19 protein-coding genes are annotated in these 18,811 nt (G+C 31.0%); 4 read left to right on the top strand and 15 right to left on the bottom strand.

Annotated elements, in window-relative coordinates; translation table 11 throughout:
- Window positions 1-30 precede the first annotated feature (30 nt).
- The 14 genes from RSA29_RS09630 to RSA29_RS09565 form a co-directional block, all read right to left on the bottom strand.
- Complete coding sequence (locus tag RSA29_RS09630) at window positions 31-171, bottom strand: FeoB-associated Cys-rich membrane protein (protein ID WP_346934040.1); 141 nt, start codon at window positions 169-171, stop codon at window positions 31-33.
- Window positions 172-362: 191 nt separating this feature from the next.
- Window positions 363-2,498, bottom strand: coding sequence for a ferrous iron transport protein B (gene feoB, locus RSA29_RS09625; protein WP_346943114.1), 2,136 nt, complete (start codon window positions 2,496-2,498; stop codon window positions 363-365).
- A 144-nt stretch (window positions 2,499-2,642) separates the two neighbouring features.
- Window positions 2,643-2,864, bottom strand: coding sequence for a ferrous iron transport protein A (locus tag RSA29_RS09620; protein ID WP_346943115.1), 222 nt, complete (start codon window positions 2,862-2,864; stop codon window positions 2,643-2,645).
- A 13-nt stretch (window positions 2,865-2,877) separates the two neighbouring features.
- Window positions 2,878-3,087: a FeoA family protein gene (locus tag RSA29_RS09615; protein WP_346934043.1), complete on the bottom strand. Its 210-nt coding sequence runs from the start codon at window positions 3,085-3,087 to the stop codon at window positions 2,878-2,880.
- A gap of 41 nt (window positions 3,088-3,128) precedes the next feature.
- Window positions 3,129-3,776 (bottom strand): DUF3793 family protein, encoded by a 648-nt coding sequence (locus RSA29_RS09610; protein ID WP_346943116.1) that lies wholly within the window; start codon window positions 3,774-3,776, stop codon window positions 3,129-3,131.
- 314 nt (window positions 3,777-4,090) lie between these two features.
- On the bottom strand, window positions 4,091-5,074 hold the full coding sequence (locus tag RSA29_RS09605; RefSeq protein WP_346934045.1) for a peptidase: 984 nt from the start codon (window positions 5,072-5,074) through the stop codon (window positions 4,091-4,093).
- A complete protein-coding gene (locus RSA29_RS09600) occupies window positions 5,067-5,195 on the bottom strand; it encodes a hypothetical protein (protein ID WP_346934046.1) in 129 nt (42 codons plus the stop codon). The genes RSA29_RS09605 and RSA29_RS09600 overlap by 8 nt, the downstream gene beginning before the upstream one ends.
- Before the next feature lie 187 nt (window positions 5,196-5,382).
- Window positions 5,383-6,045 carry a DNA alkylation repair protein gene (locus RSA29_RS09595; RefSeq protein ID WP_346943117.1) on the bottom strand — a complete coding sequence of 221 codons (663 nt, stop codon included), beginning with the start codon at window positions 6,043-6,045 and terminating at the stop codon, window positions 5,383-5,385.
- Between the two features lie 325 nt (window positions 6,046-6,370).
- Window positions 6,371-7,696 carry an amidohydrolase gene (locus tag RSA29_RS09590; RefSeq protein ID WP_346943118.1) on the bottom strand — a complete coding sequence of 442 codons (1,326 nt, stop codon included), beginning with the start codon at window positions 7,694-7,696 and terminating at the stop codon, window positions 6,371-6,373.
- A 133-nt stretch (window positions 7,697-7,829) separates the two neighbouring features.
- The gene (locus RSA29_RS09585; protein WP_346943119.1) at window positions 7,830-9,614 is read right to left on the bottom strand and encodes an adenine deaminase C-terminal domain-containing protein; all 1,785 of its coding nucleotides are present in this window, start codon (window positions 9,612-9,614) and stop codon (window positions 7,830-7,832) included.
- A 92-nt stretch (window positions 9,615-9,706) separates the two neighbouring features.
- A complete protein-coding gene (locus RSA29_RS09580; protein ID WP_346943120.1) occupies window positions 9,707-10,777 on the bottom strand; it encodes an ABC transporter substrate-binding protein in 1,071 nt (356 codons plus the stop codon).
- 109 nt (window positions 10,778-10,886) lie between these two features.
- Complete coding sequence (locus tag RSA29_RS09575; protein ID WP_346943121.1) at window positions 10,887-11,918, bottom strand: ABC transporter ATP-binding protein; 1,032 nt, start codon at window positions 11,916-11,918, stop codon at window positions 10,887-10,889.
- 30 nt (window positions 11,919-11,948) lie between these two features.
- Window positions 11,949-12,731: an ABC transporter permease gene (locus RSA29_RS09570; RefSeq protein ID WP_346934052.1), complete on the bottom strand. Its 783-nt coding sequence runs from the start codon at window positions 12,729-12,731 to the stop codon at window positions 11,949-11,951.
- Window position 12,732: 1 nt separating this feature from the next.
- Complete coding sequence (locus RSA29_RS09565; RefSeq protein ID WP_346934053.1) at window positions 12,733-13,560, bottom strand: ABC transporter permease; 828 nt, start codon at window positions 13,558-13,560, stop codon at window positions 12,733-12,735.
- Between the two features lie 270 nt (window positions 13,561-13,830).
- On the opposite strand from RSA29_RS09565, the gene RSA29_RS09560 reads away from it, so the two are divergent.
- From RSA29_RS09560 to gltS, 3 genes are all read left to right on the top strand, one after another.
- On the top strand, window positions 13,831-15,066 hold the full coding sequence (locus tag RSA29_RS09560; protein ID WP_346943122.1) for an ATP-binding protein: 1,236 nt from the start codon (window positions 13,831-13,833) through the stop codon (window positions 15,064-15,066).
- Window positions 15,067-15,073: 7 nt separating this feature from the next.
- Window positions 15,074-15,949 carry a response regulator gene (locus RSA29_RS09555; protein WP_346943123.1) on the top strand — a complete coding sequence of 292 codons (876 nt, stop codon included), beginning with the start codon at window positions 15,074-15,076 and terminating at the stop codon, window positions 15,947-15,949.
- A gap of 190 nt (window positions 15,950-16,139) precedes the next feature.
- On the top strand, window positions 16,140-17,345 hold the full coding sequence (gene gltS, locus RSA29_RS09550; protein WP_346943124.1) for a sodium/glutamate symporter: 1,206 nt from the start codon (window positions 16,140-16,142) through the stop codon (window positions 17,343-17,345).
- A gap of 205 nt (window positions 17,346-17,550) precedes the next feature.
- On the opposite strand, the gene RSA29_RS09545 is transcribed toward gltS, so the two are convergent.
- Entirely contained in the window at window positions 17,551-17,817 is a 267-nt protein-coding gene (locus tag RSA29_RS09545) for a metallopeptidase TldD-related protein (protein WP_346943125.1), read from the bottom strand.
- Between the two features lie 252 nt (window positions 17,818-18,069).
- On the opposite strand from RSA29_RS09545, the gene RSA29_RS09540 reads away from it, so the two are divergent.
- Entirely contained in the window at window positions 18,070-18,597 is a 528-nt protein-coding gene (locus tag RSA29_RS09540) for a nitroreductase family protein (RefSeq protein ID WP_346943126.1), read from the top strand.
- Window positions 18,598-18,811: the final 214 nt, after the last annotated feature.

Here is an 18,811-nt window from a genome sequence, read left to right as displayed (position 1 = left end):
ATCTCCTATTCCATAGCTATCATATTGTCTTCATTTATTACATAATCCTCTGTTTGCGCATCCATTGCACCCACTACAAGAAGACACTCCTTTTTTCTTTTGTATATATGTGTAATATAAAGTACCTGCAAATGACCCAAGTACTAAAGTTCCAATAATTGCCGTTGCCATAAATATACCCCTCCTTAAGTGAGCCTCCAAATTTTACATTTGCTAAGGTGAACTTACTCCTCCAAGTGCATACGAGAAGGAGTTTCCTTAAGTAAGCCTGTAAATTTTACATTTCGTAAGTATAGTATTTTAAACGTCCTAAGTATAGTGTACCAGTGTAACTATATGAATGTTTTCACTAGTTCTTATCTTTAAACTCCAACACTTCTTTTTGAAACACTTCCACTACTACTTTGATTCTTATATGGTTTAAATAACACATATAAAAGTCCTGATAACAGTATAACTGCAACTATTGTACCTATTCTGAATCCATTTCCCGTAAATAGCATACCTAGTTGATATACAATAAGTGATATCACATAGGCAAATCCAGTCTGATAACCTACTGCTATAAGTGTCCATTTATTATTTCCCATTTCACGTTTTATTGCTCCAATTGCTGCAAAACAAGGTGCACAAAGAAGATTAAACATAAGGAATGAGTAAGCTGATATTACTGTAAATGACTGTGCAAGTGCTGGCCAAATTTCTGACCCATTCTCTGCAACTTCTGCAAATCCAAATAATACCCCAAATGTACCTACTACATTCTCTTTTGCAATAAGCCCTGTAACTGTGGCAACTGCTGATTCCCATGTTCCAAATCCCAATGGAGCAAAAATTGGAGCAATTACCTTGCCAATAGCTGCTAGTATAGATTCAGATGTATCTACCATCTCCATACTAAAGTTAAAAGTACTAAGGAACCAAATTACACCTGATGATAAAAATATAATAGTACCAGCTTTCATTATGAAAGATTTACCTCTATCCCACATATGAATTAAAACACCTTTCATGCCTGGAATGTGGTATGTAGGAAGTTCCATTACAAATGGAGCTGGGTCTCCTGCAAAACCTTTTGTTTTCTTTAAAATAACCCCTGAAATAATAACGGCTGCAATTCCAATGAAATAAGCTGATGGTCCGACCCACCATGCACCACCAAATAAAGCCCCTGCAATAAGTGCGATTATTGGAAGCTTTGCTCCACAAGGTATAAAACTCGTAGTTATTATTGTCATTTTACGATCATGTTCATTTTCAATTGTACGTGATGCCATAATACCAGGAACGCTACAGCCTGTTCCGATTAACATAGGTATAAATGACTTCCCCGAAAGTCCAAACCTTCTAAAAATTCTGTCCATTATAAATGCAACACGAGCCATGTATCCACAATCCTCAAGGATTGCAAGGAATAAAAATAACACAAGCATCTGTGGAACAAATCCAATTACTGCACCAACTCCGCCTATAATACCATCAAGTATAAGAGAGTTTAACCACTCTGCGCTACCCACTGACACTAAAAATCCTTCTATAGCTGGTGGAATTATTTCGCCAAAAATAACATCATTCGTAAAGTCTGTTACCCATGTACCAACTGTTGAAACGGAAACAAAATAAACTAAAAACATAATTGCTGCAAAAATCGGAAGTGCCAAAAATCTATTAGTTACAACATGGTCAATTCTATCAGAAGTAGTTGTCTTTGATTTGTTTTTCTTCTTAACACAACTCTTTACAATCCTACTTATGTATGTGTAACGCTCGCTTGTTATAATACTTTCGCTATCATCATCTTCTTTATCTTCACATTGTTTTATAATTTCCTCAATACTATTATCTAGTACCTTAATTCCTTCCATAACCTTCTCATCACGCTCAAATACCTTAATTCCATAAAAACGAATATTATCACTAATATTATCCTTAACTAAAATCCCTTCAATTTTTCCAAGAGTATTTTCTACATTTTTTGAAAAAGTATGTCTAGGTACAGTCTTAACCTTATTCTCTACTATTGAGGTAGCTTTCCTCGCAACTTCCATGCATCCAATTCCTTTAAGTGCTGATGTTTCTACAACTTCACACCCAAGTTCTTTAGATAATGTGTTCACATCAATAAGGTCACCATTTTTATATAAAATATCCGTCATATTTAAAGCAATAACAACAGGAATTCCAAGTTCCACAATCTGTGTAGTCAAATACAAGTTTCTCTCAATATTTGTGCTATCCACAATGTTAATAATAACATCAGGCTTATCATTTAAAAGATAGTTTCTAGATACAACCTCTTCTAATGTATACGGTGAAAGAGAATATATACCCGGTAAATCTATAATTTCTACATCCTTATTTCCTTTAAGTTTTCCACCCTTTTTCTCCACTGTAACTCCTGGCCAATTTCCAACATACTGCGAACTTCCTGTAAGTTCATTAAACATAGTTGTCTTTCCACAGTTTGGATTTCCAACAAGTGCAATTTTTATACTCATTTATTATTCCCCCTCCAATTAATTAACTAACTAACCTGATTATTTAAGTGACAGTCCAAATTTTATATTTGATCACTGGAACTTACTCAGCGAACAAACGTGAGTCGAGTTTCCTTTTAAATTTTTCACTTCAATAGTTCTAATTTATTTAACTTCAATGATTTCAGCATCTACTTTTCTAAGAGTTAGCTCATATCCACGGACATTAACTTCAATAGGATCTCCAAGTGGCGCCACCTTACGAACTAAAACCTCCACACCTCTTGTAATTCCCATATCCATAATTCTACGTTTTACAGCACCTTCACCATGAAGTTTTACTACGGTACCCGTATCTCCACATTTGACCATTTTAAGTGTATTCATATCTCTTTACCCCCTATACAATAATTCTATTTGCCATACTCTTATCAAGTGCGATACGAGTGTTTTTAATATTTAAAATCATGTTCCCAGATATATCTGAAACAACAGTAACACTTTCTCCCATTACAAACCCTAGATTTTTTAAGAACTTACGTGTTTCATCTGTACCTTTAATCCTTTTTATAGCCATAGTTTCACCTATTCCCATCATAGTAATTGGCATAACACTACCTCCCCTTAATTTCATTAATTTCTCAATCAACTTTAAAATATAATTTCTTGATTTAGTTCAAACTTAGTTCTTAATATACTAGATAACTCCACATGCTTATTTCCTATTAATATATTATCAATAGTTTCAACCCTAACACTATCGTAGATAGAAAATATAACTTTTGCTTTGTTATATTCGTTATAAACCTTCCAATATCCACAACCTAAACATTTATTTTCCTCACAATTCATAAAAGATTTAACATCTTCAATTGGGTACCCAAGAAATATTCCTAATTCATGGGGGCAATTATATAGCTCATATCTATGTATTAATTTAATTACTACTTCTTCTAACGAAGAATCTTTTTCATATCCTATATTAGTTAAAACATTTAAATTCTCCGATTTTTTTATTACTCGTTGCAATAAGTCAGTATCATATATTAATACTATTAGAGAATCATCTGTTTCTCTTAACTTGACATGCTTTAATCCTAATTCCATCAAGCAATTCTCTCCATAAATATTCCATAAATAGTGTGTTCTCTTTTTATCCTCTTTTTTAAAATTGAGAGTTATTGCTGGCTTTAATTTTGCGCTTATTAGAGCAACGTTATAGGATATAAATGTTTCAAAGTATTCTTTACCGCCCAACTGATTTAATAATTTATAAAAACTACATAACTTGCTTAACATCGTTCACTCCTTATTGATAATAATTATCATTATCATCTATAATATATATCAATTGATATTCATAGTCAATAGTTTTTCAATATTTTCAATTTTTTTTAAAACAAAAAGACTGTTTAATAAAATTGATTTATGCTTTATTTAAACAATATAAGTAACTTAAATATTTTTCATATCAAAGTTACTTACAGTCTAAATTAAAACATATTCAACTTTAAAACAGTCTTTAAAATTATTAATTTAAAAATCAACTAAAAGCTATTTAAGTACTCACTCAAAATAAGCCATAATACTCACTAGTCTTTTAATTCACCTTCTTAAGTGCAAATCTCACCACTTTTTATAATCATGATATCATCTACAAATACTGTAGGCTTGTCTATAACTATATCAAAATGTCCTCTAGCCATATGAGTTCCCCCTAAGGCTATATTTCTACCAAATCCAATATGGAATGTTCCATAGCAACTTTCATCTTCTATATAAGACTCACCGATGCATTTTGCCTTCTTGTTAAGTCCAATACCTAATTCACTTGCAACATACATATTTCCATCTTGAAACCCTTCAATATACTCTGAAAGTCTTTTTCCATCTTCGCTAGCTTCAATATAATTTATTCGACCATTATCTAATTCTAGCTTAAATGGTTCTTTCTCAACCTTTCCTAAGTATCCCATAGATGCATCTAAAATTACAGTTCCTGTAGTAAATGTTTCTACTGGTGGAATATAAAGTTCAAAACTCGCTGAACCAGTTTCTCCATTATCTCTACATTTACCGCTGAAAATATTTGCATCCCTTTCCTTTACACTGAAGGTCACATCAGTTCCTAATACTGTAGTTATTCTGATTTTTTCACCCTTATCCACAATTTTGTTGATTCTCTCATACATCGTATGAGCTTCATCTACATCCATAGTAATAAATTCACACTTTAGCAGTGATACTCCATTTGTAGTTGCTAAAGGTAGCGATAAAAATCTTGAACCATTCTCGATAGCCTGTTTTTTTATATCCGTTGTTATAATTGAATACTCTGTTGCCGCAATAATGACTTCTGCGTTTAGCATTGCAAATGATACTATATCACAAGGTTCTCCCTCTTGCGGTTTCTCACTTGGCATTGTAATTACAACCACATGTTTTGTCGCTTTTTCAGCAGCCGCTCTTAAATACATAGCTTCCTCAACATGCAACTCATCTGTTATAATTACTATTCTTTCATGACTCTTTAGCTCAATCCATTTATTTATGATTAATCCAGCACTTTTTTCCATAATACTAATGTCTTTATTCATTGTTTGCCCCCACTTTGTAAGTTTTACTAACGCTATCTAACAGCCACAAACTTACTGCCCCATAGACTTCACCTTGACACATCCCAATAAATGGATTTATAGTTCCAATCAATACTTTCATTTTTCTCTCCTAACTCCTAACCATAATATTTATTAGGATACATAATATAATCTGTATTTGACTTTTTTCTCATCCACATTGGTATTATACAAAATGCTTCATATTTTTTCAACATCATATTAAAATTTATTTAATATTAATGTATTTTTTTGGATTTAAGCCATTTTTTTCGTGTATTTTGTCATATTTATTGTAAATATTTACTTGCCTCTCTCACACTAAGAGGACTTAAATCATTATTGCTAATGAACTCCACTACCCACTCCTTGTTAGTCTTTGAATATTCCCTCAATGACCAACCTATCGCTTTCCTAATGAAGAATTCCTTATCTCCTGAATTGCTTCTAACAATAAAATCTAGTGTATTTTCATCTGTAAATTCCTTATACTTCAATTGATAAAGTATAGATGTTCTTCTTAACCACATATTGTCACTTACAGCCCATTTAAGTACATATTTCTCTACAAGGTTAGGATATAATTTACATAATTCTCCCACTAAATTTGAGGCTATAAGATCTACGGTATCCCACCAAGACTTAGCGATGATAAGTAATTCTATAAGATCCATATGTTCTTCTAATAAAACTTTCTTTTTCTTTATTAAATAATCTATAGCTAAATAGTGAAATTCTCTGTGAGGATAGCTCCACATCTGTAATACCCATACAGTGTTAATAGATTCATTTTTGTCTAAACTCCCTAAAAAATCCTTTTGAAGACTTTTTCTTTCTGTACTCCTTATTCCAAGAAACTCAAATTGATCCTTCATGTACCTTTTCATGTCCTTAGCATCCTCTTCATTTGTATTTTCAAGAAATACTTTCACAACTTTAGTTAATCTTTCCATGATTTCCCCCCTGTTTTTTATTTCTTCCTTACTATTAAGTTGATTAAAATCAGCAATCATTATTAAACAATATTATCTAATAACAACACCTACTTTAAACCTACCCCAATATTAATATACCAATACAATATTAATATATTATACTATAAATAGTTTATTTTTACACATTACCCACATAATTTGTTAAGTTAAATCTTATTACTATTTTAATATGACTATTATAGAAAATCTAGTATTTAATTTAGAATCCATCCAAAATTTCATACCATCTCCACTAATAGATTCGAATCATATCAGTAAATGTGAAAAAACATAGCAATAACTTTTATAAAGTCATTGCCATGTTTCTAATTCTATCTGTTTCAGCAATTAAAGCAGTCCTTATTTCATTAAAATCTGCCAATTGAATTTTTCTATTTTCCACAACTATTTCTCCATTAATAATTACATGTCTAACATTCGATGGATTAGCTGAATAAACCACAGCTGAACAGTAATCGTATATAGGTTGCATATTAACTGAACTTGTTTCAATAATTACTAAATCTGCCTTCTTTCCAATTTCTATTGAACCAACCTTATCACTTATCCCTAATACCTTAGCTCCATTTATAGTAGCCATTTCCATAAGTTCAGCAGCTGGCAATAACGACCTATCATTATTTACTAGTTTATGAATTTTCCCTACCTGACCCATTTGTGTCATAATATCAATAGTATTTCCACTCATAGGTCCATCACTACCTAATCCTATATTTATGCCTTTACTTTTCATTTTCATTAAAGGCATAACACCTTTAGCTCCCTTTGAATTAGCTCCTATATTATGGGATACACCTACATTATGAGCCTTAAGTATCTCTATGTCTTTATCATCCACTAAAACAGTATGAGCTGATATAAATCCATCATTTAGTACGCCTATACTTTCTAAATACTGTACAGGTGTTAATCCATAATCTTTTTTATATGCCTCAACCTCATAGTCCATTTCTGCTACATGCATAGTAAATGGCACTTTGTATTTTTTTGATATTTCATATGCAAGCTTTAATTTTTCTGTGCTGTTAGTATATGGTGCATGAGGAGCTATCCCCGGGGTTACCAATGAATCATCTTTCCACTTTTCTATAAAACCTACAGCATAATCTATTCCACCATAAGGCTTCTCTGAATCTGGTGAAGGAAAGTTTAAGATAGTCTCACATAGAATACCTCTCATACCCATAGACTTGCAAGCCTTTGCTACCTCATCTTCATAGTAATACATATCACAAAAAGTAGTAACTCCACCCAATAACATTTCACTTATTGCATATCTAGCACCAATATAGACAAGTTCCTTATTCATACATTTTTTTTCTAGTGGAAATAAATATCTTTTCAATCTATCAGGATAATCATCTGCTAAGCTTCTAAAAGGAATCATTGATCCATGGGTATGACAATTAATCATTCCCGGCATTAAAATACCATCTTCTCCATCAATAATTTCAACATCCTTTTTCACCTTGTACTTTTCATAGAGTTCCACAGACCCAATAGAAATAATCCTATCGTCTTCAACAACTACCGCTGCGTTTTCTATAATATCCTTATTTTCATTCATAGTAATAAGCGTTACATTATGTATTAACTTTAAATTACTCATTTCTTATCTCCTCCATATGATTAAACTCAAACTCCTAAAAACTCTACATACATAAATAGGATTCTCATATATCTACAATTCCACTTTCATTTAGAAACTATATATATGAAAAATCCTACTTATTTATAAATCTCTACTTATATAAAGAAACTACCTCTTGCTTTTTAACATCTATTAATCCTTTATCCGTTATCTTAATTTCCGGACTCACTGGTAGTGACAATGTGCTAAATGACATTATCTCATTATTATGATTATAGCCTAGGTCTTTCATGGCCTTTCTTACCGTCTTAAGGTCTTCACCCAATTCTTCTATTGGAACACTGCTTACTATACCCCCAATCGGCAATGGTGCCGAAGCCATGATTTCCCCTTCACTACTTACCGCATATCCACCTTGCATTTCTATTACTTTATTTGCAGCTTCAATCATATCTTTAATGTTTCGTCCCATAACCATTAGATTGTGGTGGTCATGAGCCCAAGTAGTTGCAACTGCTCCCTGTTTTATTATATCCCCAGTAACTATTCCAAAGGCACTTCCCCCACTTTTACCGTATCTTTCAAAGACAGCTATCAAAGCACAATCTTCATTTTGCCATGCAACCTGTCCATCCTCAACTTTAAGTGTTATTTCTCCTTCTTTTGTAAATGTAGTGGTTCTAGTGACCTCCATAGTCCTACATTTCACTTTAGATTTATTACCTTTACAATTAAGCCCTTCTAATTTTTCACCTTCTGATTTACAACCTACTAATTTATCTTCGCCAAATTTTACTTTTTCATATCTTAGCATTAACTTCTCTTCTGTAATATAATCTAATTTAACACTATTTAAAAATTTACTAGGAAAAGTTGAAATGTTATTAAAATACTCTTCCCTCCAACTCTTATTACTCTCATAAACAAGATCTCCACTTTTATAAACAGCGTTTATTTCAAATTCCTCAAGGTCTTCTATTAAAAGAAAATCTGCTATCTTTCCTGGTGCTATAGCTCCTCGATCTAAAAGTCCCATTCTTCTAGCTGGAGTAAATGTACTAACATAAATAGCATCCTCTAACTTCATACCAAGTTCAACAGCCTTTTTAAGTAAAAGATTCAAATGCCCTTCCTTTAATTTATCTGCCATCACATCATCAGTAACTAAACAAAAGTGTTCATACAGATTATTATCTATCAAAAATTTCATATTATCTTCAGACATAGATTTATGTTGTATTTCCATAAACATTCCGTTCATTATCTTCTCTTTTATAGATTCCACACTTTGCTGAGTATGATCTCCATCTACACCTCTATAAATATATAAAGCTAAATCAACTCCATCAATCCTTGGGCAATGACCTTCTAAAGGAATATTTTTTCTTTTTTCTCGTACAGATTTAATTATTCTATTTATCAGGGATGTTTCATCCTCAATTAAATCCTTAAAATTCATCACTTCCCCAAGGCATAATATTTTCTCATAACATAAAAGCTCATCTACCTCTTCATCACTTATAATTCCACCTGTAGTTTCAAGGTTTTGTGATGTTGATGGTACCGAGCTAGGTATACCATAAAAAATATCTAATTTTTCATCATACTTTATAAATTCCTTTATTCCCTCTACTCCAAATACATTGGCTATTTCATGGGGATCAGCCACTACAGTGGTGACCCCATGTTTTATTGCCCATTTGGAAAATTCGCTTGGAGTAGTCATGGAGCTTTCTATATGCATGTGTATATCTACAAGACCTGGAACCATAAATTTACCTTTTCCATCAATGATTTCATCTGTAAATAATTGATTTTCATAGTTCTTACCTATGTATACAAATTTGCCATCTTTAATAGCTACATCCCCTTGGATAAACTTTTTAAAATAACTATTATACACCTGAACATCTCTTATAATATAATCAACTACCATGAATATAATACCTCACTCTTTAAACATTAGTTCATTAATTTACATATAAAACTGGTAACAATATCTTATCATCTGCTACATAATTCTAAATGCTAGTTCATTAATCTATTCCACTTATCAATCCATTCTGTCATCAAAGGATTAACAACTTTAAAATCTATTGTATGTGCGTTATCAACCATTGGTCCATAAGTTAAATTCTTAGCTTCTTCTTCAGTTAATTTTACCTCAGCATTAGTTGGAGCCTCTTGGTACCCTTTAGCTGTTCTTGTTTGTGTTTCTGCACTTAATGCAAAGTTTAAAAAATCATAAGCAAGATCTTTATTTTTAGAATTTTTATTCATGTTTATAGTATTAAAGTTTAAGTAAGTTCCTGATTCTGGAACTATATACTTAGCCTCTGGGCATGCCTTTACTATGTTTCCATAAGCAAAATCAGGACCTACTGCAGCTATAATTTCTCCACTTGCAAACATATTTGCTAAGTCTGATGATTTTGAATAAGTTTTAACTATATTTGGCTTTAATGCTTCTAATTCTTTGAAAGCAGCTTCACCCTTGTCAGTAGCAATATCTACCCCAGCTTTTTTAGCTGCTATTTGAACCATAGCCGGTCCGTTAGTTGTAGCTATATCTGGTATCGCTATCTTACCCTTTAACTCCGGCTTCCATAAATCTTCCCATGTATTTACTTCAATACCTGCTGTTGTATTTACTATAAGTGCTATACTATTTTGTGATTGAGCTGGCCCAAAACCTGACTTTACACTTACCTTAGCCTTATCATTTAACTTCTCACTATTTGGAATCTTACTATAATCTAATTTTTCAAATAGGTCTGCATCTATCCCCTCTTGTGAAAAGGATTGAGCCAAAACAATTAAATCCACATTAGAGTTTGGATTATTTTCAAGTTTAGTTAATCTTTCAGAGTTATTTCCTGTTTCCAAAACAATTTTCACTCCATACTCTTTTTCAAAAGGAGTAAATAAATTTTCCCACATTTTATCTTCATTAAGTCCAAAAGTTGATATTACAAGTTCTTTCTTTCCATCCTTATTAGATGCACCTTCACCTGATCCACTTCCCTTTGATCCACATCCTACAAGTCCAACCATTGCTAAAGTTAATGCTAGTGTTATTGCTAACGATTTTTTTAACATAAAAATTCCCCCTACTTTTGTTTATTTTAGGCATTAAACTGCCCTTATATTTAATTTATATGTTTTAGTGTTTGAAAAGCCTTAATTTTAAATTTAAAATCTACATACCCTATACTAAAACTATTTTATTTTTAGGCAATTGTAGTATTATGCTATCACCTTGGTTATAAACTGTATCATTTTCACTATTTATAATTAATGAACCTATTTCTGTAGTTACATTGTACTGATACGATTTCCCTAAGAAAGTTCTTATTTCAATCTTTCCTTCTACAGTATTTTCAGTGCCATCTTGAACGATTTTAATATCCTCTGGCCTTATAGTTGCCTTAACATTACTAACTTCTTTAGTACTATTAACTTTAAATTCTTGTCCTGCTGATGTTTTATAAACTCCCTCAGATACTTTTTCTAAATCTATAAAATTCTCAAAGCCTACAAATCTTGCTACAAACTCTGTAGCTGGATTTGAATATATATTTTCTGGAGTATCAAATTGTTCAATTAATCCCTTATTCATTACAGCAACTCTATCAGATATTGAAAAGCACTCCTCTTGATCATGCGTCACAAATAAAGTTGTTATTCCAAGTTTCTGCTGAATTTTCCTTATCTCAACTCTCATTTTAAGTCTTAATTTAGCATCTAAATTACTTAGTGGTTCATCTAAAAGCAATAAACTTGGCTCTATAACTAAAGCTCTTGCTATAGCAACCCTTTGTCTTTGACCACCAGAAAGCTCCTTTGGAAATCTTTTTGCAAGGTGTGACATATCTACAAGTTCTAATATATTAGCCACTTTTTCCTTAATCTCAGTTTTAGGAATCTTCTTCATTTTAAGTCCAAATGCCACATTTTCAGCTACATTTAAATGTGGAAATAGAGCATAACTTTGAAATACTAATCCAAAATTTCTATTATGTACCGGAATATTCGTATAATCCTTATTTTCTAAAGTAAAGCTACCTTTAACTGGTTCTATAAATCCAGCTACAACTCTCAATGTTGTAGTTTTACCACATCCACTTGGTCCTAGTAATGAAACAAATTCACCCTTTTTTACTTTTAAATTTAAGTTTTCTAATATATTTGTTTTACCATCATAGGATACTGTTATATCTTTTAAATTGATTAATTCCATATTTATGTTCCTCCAATATTCCTAAAATATTTAAGCTGAAAAATTGCTTAACCCCAATGTTTTTTCCACTATGAACATGATTCCTACAGTTATTAACATCAATAATACTGATAATGCCGATACTGTTGGATCATAATTATATTCAACATAGCTCATCATAGTTATTGGTAAAGTACTAACTCCTGGACCTGTTAAAAATATTGATACAGGAACATTATTAAACGAATTTATAAAGGCAAGCATAAAAGCTGCTATTATTCCCGAAGTAATATTTGGCATAACCACCATAAAGAATGTCTTAAACTTCGTACATCCTAAACTCATGGAAGCCTCTTCTATTGAGTAATCAAAAACTTCCAAACTTGATCCAACAACTCTAATTATATAAGGAATAATTACTAGGGTATGACCTATAAATAAACTTATATATATTGATAGTTGTAACTTTACTATTAAAAATTGAAACAATGAAAACCCAACTACTATTCCAGGTATTATAAGTGGTGAAAAGAAAAAATTCTTGATAACTCCCTTTCCCTTAAAATTCATTCGACTTAATCCATAAGCAGCCGGCATTCCAATTAATAGAGCCGTGAATGTAGCAACTATTGATATAAAGAAACTTGTCCCCATAGTGTCCATAAAGGATTTTGATTTAAAAATATTTGCAAACCACTGCAAACTAAACCCTTTAGGTGGAAACGCTATATAGCTCTCTGTCCCAATACTTGTAAGAGCTATTATTATAAGTGGAGCAAACAAAAATATGTATACTAAGAATACAAACAATGTAAGAGTTTTATTTTTTTTCATCTTAAACACCTCTCTTATCTAACTTTCCAGCTAGATAGTTTATGCCTTTTATAACTATTAATGTAGTAACTATCATTATAGTAGCTACCACCGCAGCACCTTGCCAATCCCCTAAAGTCATAGTCTTTTGATATATAAGGGTCGCTAGCACAGTATTCTTATTTCCACCTAATAATTGAGGTGTAGTGTAAGCTGTTAATGAACCCGTAAACACAAGAACCGTTCCAACTATTAAACCAGGCACACTTAGAGGAAATACAACCTTTAAAAATGCTTTAAACCTATTAGCACCTAAACTTTCTGCCGCTTCTAATAAATCCTTGTCTATATTTTCCATAACTCCCACAAGAGAAGTTATCATTAATGGTAAGAATATGTACACTGTACCAACTATTATTGCCCCTTCAGTATAAAGTAACGATAAAGGTTCATTAATTACACTAAATTTTAATAAAAAATTGTTTATTACACCCTTCTTACCTAGTATACTCATCCAAGCAAATGATCTTACAACTGAGTTTGTAAGTATTGGGAATATAGTCATAGCCATAAGTAGTCCTCTAATTTTTTTAGAAGTTCTTGATATGTAGTAAGCTGTTGGAACTCCAATCACCATACAAATCAGTGCCGATATTAATGATATTTTTAAAGTTCTTGAAAATATTTTCATCATATACTCATCTTTAAAAAAATCTATGTAATTTCCCAATCCAAAAGTCCCTCCAACATTAAATGTTGGAATTATAGTGTTTATCAGTGGAACTATTAAGAAATATAAAACTAAAACTAAACAGGGCACAAATAATATATATGTCCATTTTTTCTTCATGCTACTTACTCCTCCATAAAATTCAATACTTTATATGCGAACATTAAATGTGCATCGACATCCTTCATTCGTGTTTATCTTATCAACTTTTCACTAGAATGTCAAACATTTTTGATTATTTTTCTTGTTTTGTTCGTGAAAATATTATATTGCAATTATTTTCATAATAATAATTCATTTATGTATCCATTGTACCAATTATAATTATGGAATATAATTAACTTTGTAATATATCATAAAATTCAATTAATATTTTTATTGGAGAAATATATGAAATCTTTTAAAAAAACTATTACGTTATCACTCTTGGTTGCTTTCTTAGCAGAATTCTATTTCTATCCTTTTGACAGTAATTTTAAAATATGTGTAAGTGTCATCATTCTAAATTTGGTTATCCTTACAGTTGATGATGTCCCACTAATACATTTATGTATATTTTCAGGAATAGGAGTATTCTTTACTAGAACAATAGTAGCCCTATTCATTTCTATAAACTCGATTACAGAAATATTCTTACTTAACCTTCCATCTTTAACCTTTTATTTGTTTTATGGAATAACCTTTTATTTTATGAATATAAAAAATCGAAAAGAAAACATACTAGTTCTTCTATTATCACTTACATGTGCGGATTCTTTATGTAATATACTAGAATGTATTCTTAGACAAAACATTAATTTCAACATTCTTAAAATTATTGTTTTCATGGGCTTTTTAAGAAGCATTATAAGCTCAATACTGTATTTAGCTTATGTCAAAGAAAAATTATTTATTTTAAACAAGGAACATCAAAAACGCTATACTCAACTAAACTTATTAATTTCAAATATACAAGCTGAAACAGTGTACTTAAAAAAATCACTTAAAGATATAGAAGATGTAATGAGTAAAAGTTATAATTTATATGATACATATAAAGGTGATCCCAAATTACGAAATTCCACTTTGGATATTGCTAGAAATGTTCATGAAATTAAAAAAGATTACTTTAGAGTTCTAAGTGGATTTGAATCTCTAATGAATGATTTGAAAAATGAGGCTCCAATGAGTCTTTCTAACATTTTTACCATTATAGAAGATAATACAAATATTTATATTAAAGAAAACAATTTAAAAATAAAAATTAATTTTTCTTATACCAATGATTTTACAGTTAAACCATATTACAATCTTTTTGCTTTGCTTAACAATCTTATTATTAATAGCATAGAAGCTTGTGATTCCAATGAAATAATTACACTCTCCGAAACTGATGATATATCACACATATGCTTTCAATTATGTGATAATGGTCCTGGAATTGACAAAGATATTTTACCTTACATATTTAATCCTGGTTTTACCACTAAATTTGATAAATATACCGGAAAGTCTTCTACCGGAATTGGACTCTGTCATGTTAAAAACATTCTTGAAGATTTACAGGGTACAATAGAGGTAACCTCTGAAGTTAATTTAAATACAGTATTCACTTTAAAAATCCCTAAAAATTCATTGATTGGGTGATGTAAACATGGAAAAAACTTTTTTTATCGTTGATGACGATATCAACACAATAAAAATGCTTGAGCTCATAATAAATAAAAATTCTCTTGGGAGAGTTATTTCTCAATTAGATAACGGAAAAGATGCCGTGGATGAAATATTATTTTATAATCCTGACATTGTTCTAATAGATTTATTACTACCATCCTCTGATGGTATCGAAATAATTCTCTCTGCCACCAAACAAAATTTTGGTGGGAAATTTATTATGATTTCACAAGTTGCTGATGCTTCTTTAGTATCAAAGGCCTATGAATCTGGAATTGTATTTTTCATAAATAAACCTATTAATAATATCGAAGTTGTTAATGTTATTAATGGCGTTTCTAATACTATCGACTTAGAAAATTCATTATCGCTTATCAAAAGTACATTGTTTAATTTAGATAATAGCGTAACAAAAAAAGAGCCTAATCTCGATAACTCAATAACCAATGTTTTTACTGATATAGGCATTTTAGGTACTATAGGGAGTAATGATTTGAGGAAAATAATTCATGAAATAATGAATTTCAAAAAACGTAATCCATTCCTCCCTTACCAACTTCAAAATATTTATGAAAAAATTATATTAGATGAAAATTCTGCAGAACACCTAATAATAAAAAGAAAAGCTTTAGAACAAAGAATTAGAAGAACTATTCAAAAATCCTTTGAAACTATAGCTGAACTTGGTTGTGAAGATTATTATAATTCTACGTTTATTGAATATGCGACTTTATTATTTGATTTTAAGCAAGTTCGGCAAGAAATGCGTCATATTAATAACTCAACTGAAGAAACCGGGAAAATATCTACTAAAAGATTTATAGAAGGAATTATCACTCGATTATCTAATGAGTAGCATGAAAATATATTTCATTTCTTGACTCTCATTATTATTAGAATTTCAATCAATCAATAAATTTAAAACATTACTTTTCTAATTATGTAAATTTAAAACAATATTCCAATGAAGTTTTTTGAAGTTTTTTGTATTTCCCCGTAGTATGCCGTGTACACTATACCTATAAAAGTATACAGGAGGTATAAATATGACTTTTAAATTAGATATGATTCAAACAGCATCATTGGCTGTAGTGGTTTTATTATTCGGAAAATTTATAAAAAGAAAACTCCCATTGCTTGACAAATACTGCATACCTGAACCAGTAATTGGTGGACTACTTTTCGCAATTCTTATGTTAATTTTTAAACAGACAGGTATATTAATCCTAGATATGGATGCCACCCTACAATCATTTTTTATGACTGCATTTTTTACAACTGTAGGGTTTACTGCAAGTTTTAAGCTATTAAAAAAAGGAGGGCTTCAGGTGCTTATATTTTTAAGCATTTGCATAGTACTTATATTTCTCCAAAACATGGTTGGAATATTTTTTGCTAAAGTTTTTAATTTGAATCCACTTATAGGTATATGTACAGCTTCTGTACCTTTGGTTGGAGGTCTTGGGACTTCTGGCGCCTTTGGCCCTTTATTTGAAAGTGTAGGTGCCGTAGGTGCTACAACCGTAGCTATAGCTTCAGCTACCTTTGGATTAATTATGGGTAGCATTATAGGTGGCCCTATCTCTAAAAGATTAATAGAAAAAAATAATCTTGTAAATTTATATTCTAACTTTGGAAACGACTATGATGAAACAGCTTCAACCTATGAATCATCTGTAACAGAATTAGTTCCTAATAACTTCATGAATGCTACTACTGAAATATTCCTAGCCATGGGGTTGGGTACTATTATATCATTACTTCTTAAAATGTCTGGAATGACTTTTCCTCCGTATATTGGTGCAATGTTCGCTGCCGCTATAATCAGAAATTTATCTGACGGAACAAAGGCGTTTGAGATTTATGAAGATGAGATTGATATTATCGGTAATGTTGCCTTATCATTATTCTTATCTATGGCCTTAATGAGTTTAAAACTGTGGCAGCTTGCTGATCTTGCGTTGCCACTCATTGTAATGCTTATTGCACAAACTATAGTAATGATTATTTTTGCTTACTATATTACTTTCTACTTCATGGGAAAAGATTATGAAGCAGCAGTAATTTCTTCTGCTACCTGTGGCTTTGGAATGGGCTCAACAGCTAACGCTATGGCCAACATGGATGCTATCACCAATAAATATGGACCTGCCCCAAAAGCCTTCTTTATAGTGCCTTTAGTTGGAAGTTTGTTTATTGACTTTTTCAACGCCGGAATTGTAACACTATTTATGAATTTTTTCACAAAATAACTTTAAATTACAATGCGTATAAAAGTTCTTTGATATATACATTACACTATAAAAAGCTTAAATCGTACACTTTAATTGGTACAATTTAAGCTTTTTATATAATATTAATATCAATATTAATATCAAGATTAATATTGCTTATGTATTCATAAAATCCTTGATAAACATTCCATATTCACCTTATTAAAATCACATACTAATAGCCTTATTCTCCCGCAACTGATATTTCACGCACAACAACACTTGGACTTTCAAAATATCCACCACCCATTGAAATCCCAAATTTTAAATCAATTCCTACTGTTTCTATATTTTTAAATAATTCAAAGAAATTGCCTGAAATAGTTATCTGCTCTACTGCTCTAGTTTTTTTACCTGCTTCAATTAAGAACCCCTTAGCCGAAAGAGAAAAATCGCCCGTTACATCATTAGCTCCATTTCCTGTGCTCTTCCTATTCCTCTTCTTCACCATAGATTAATGACCCTTATCTATATAATTTACAGTAGATTGGACAACTTCATTACTATAACCATATGTTTTTAAAATAGTATTGTTCATTGAAAGTTCTCTTCTTTGTATTCTATTGCATAATTTTATCTATATGTATTAATCGCAAAACATATACATAAGAATGGCAACAATAACTATTTTAAACTTTATATACCAAAAGGCTATAAGTATGGTATTATAATAAATAATATGTTTTGAAAGGATGAGTTAACTATGAATGAAGTATTAAAAAATATCAAAACAAGACGCAGCATACGTAATTATACAGAAGCTCAAATTCCATCTGAAGATTTAAATTTAATTCTAGAAGCAGGCACTTATGCTCCAAGTGGAATGAATAAACAAAGTTGGAAGTTTACTGCTATCCAAAACAATGAAAAATTAATGGAACTTGCAGCCGCTATTAAAGCAGAATTATGTCTTCCTGAAGATAAAGAATATAATTTTTATAAGGCTCCATCTCTAATAATCGTGTCTGATGATAGAGATTCTAAAAATGGTCATTTAGATTGCTCTGCAGCCCTTGAAAATATATTCTTAGCTGCACATTCATTAGGCATTGGTTCTTGTTGGATTAATCAACTAGGAGTTACATGTGATACTCCCCAAATCAGATCCATATTAACTAGCTATGGAATACCAGAGACTCATGTAGTTTGGGGTTCTTCAACTCTTGGCTATGCTGCATCTGAAGCTGTTGCTCCTGAACGAAAAAATCACACTATAACAATTATCAAGTAAAATTTAGGCAATGAATAAAATATAGTTTTTTAATAGGATTATACTGTATAATAAACATAATTAACTTTGCAAATGTTTATTAGGAGGATAACCCGCTACACTTTTCATGAATTAATTATTTGATTATTCCCTGCAACTATAGCATACATCTTACTTGAAATAACAATAGTAATATTAGATAACACGTGCAATATTATCAATATAACAAATTTAT

This window comes from Clostridium sp. (assembly GCF_036660475.1).
In the GTDB taxonomy this organism is placed as follows: domain Bacteria; phylum Bacillota; class Clostridia; order Clostridiales; family Clostridiaceae; genus Clostridium_J.
The sequence above is the reverse complement of the archived record's forward strand: the minus strand, read 5'-3'. Positions and strand labels throughout refer to the sequence as shown.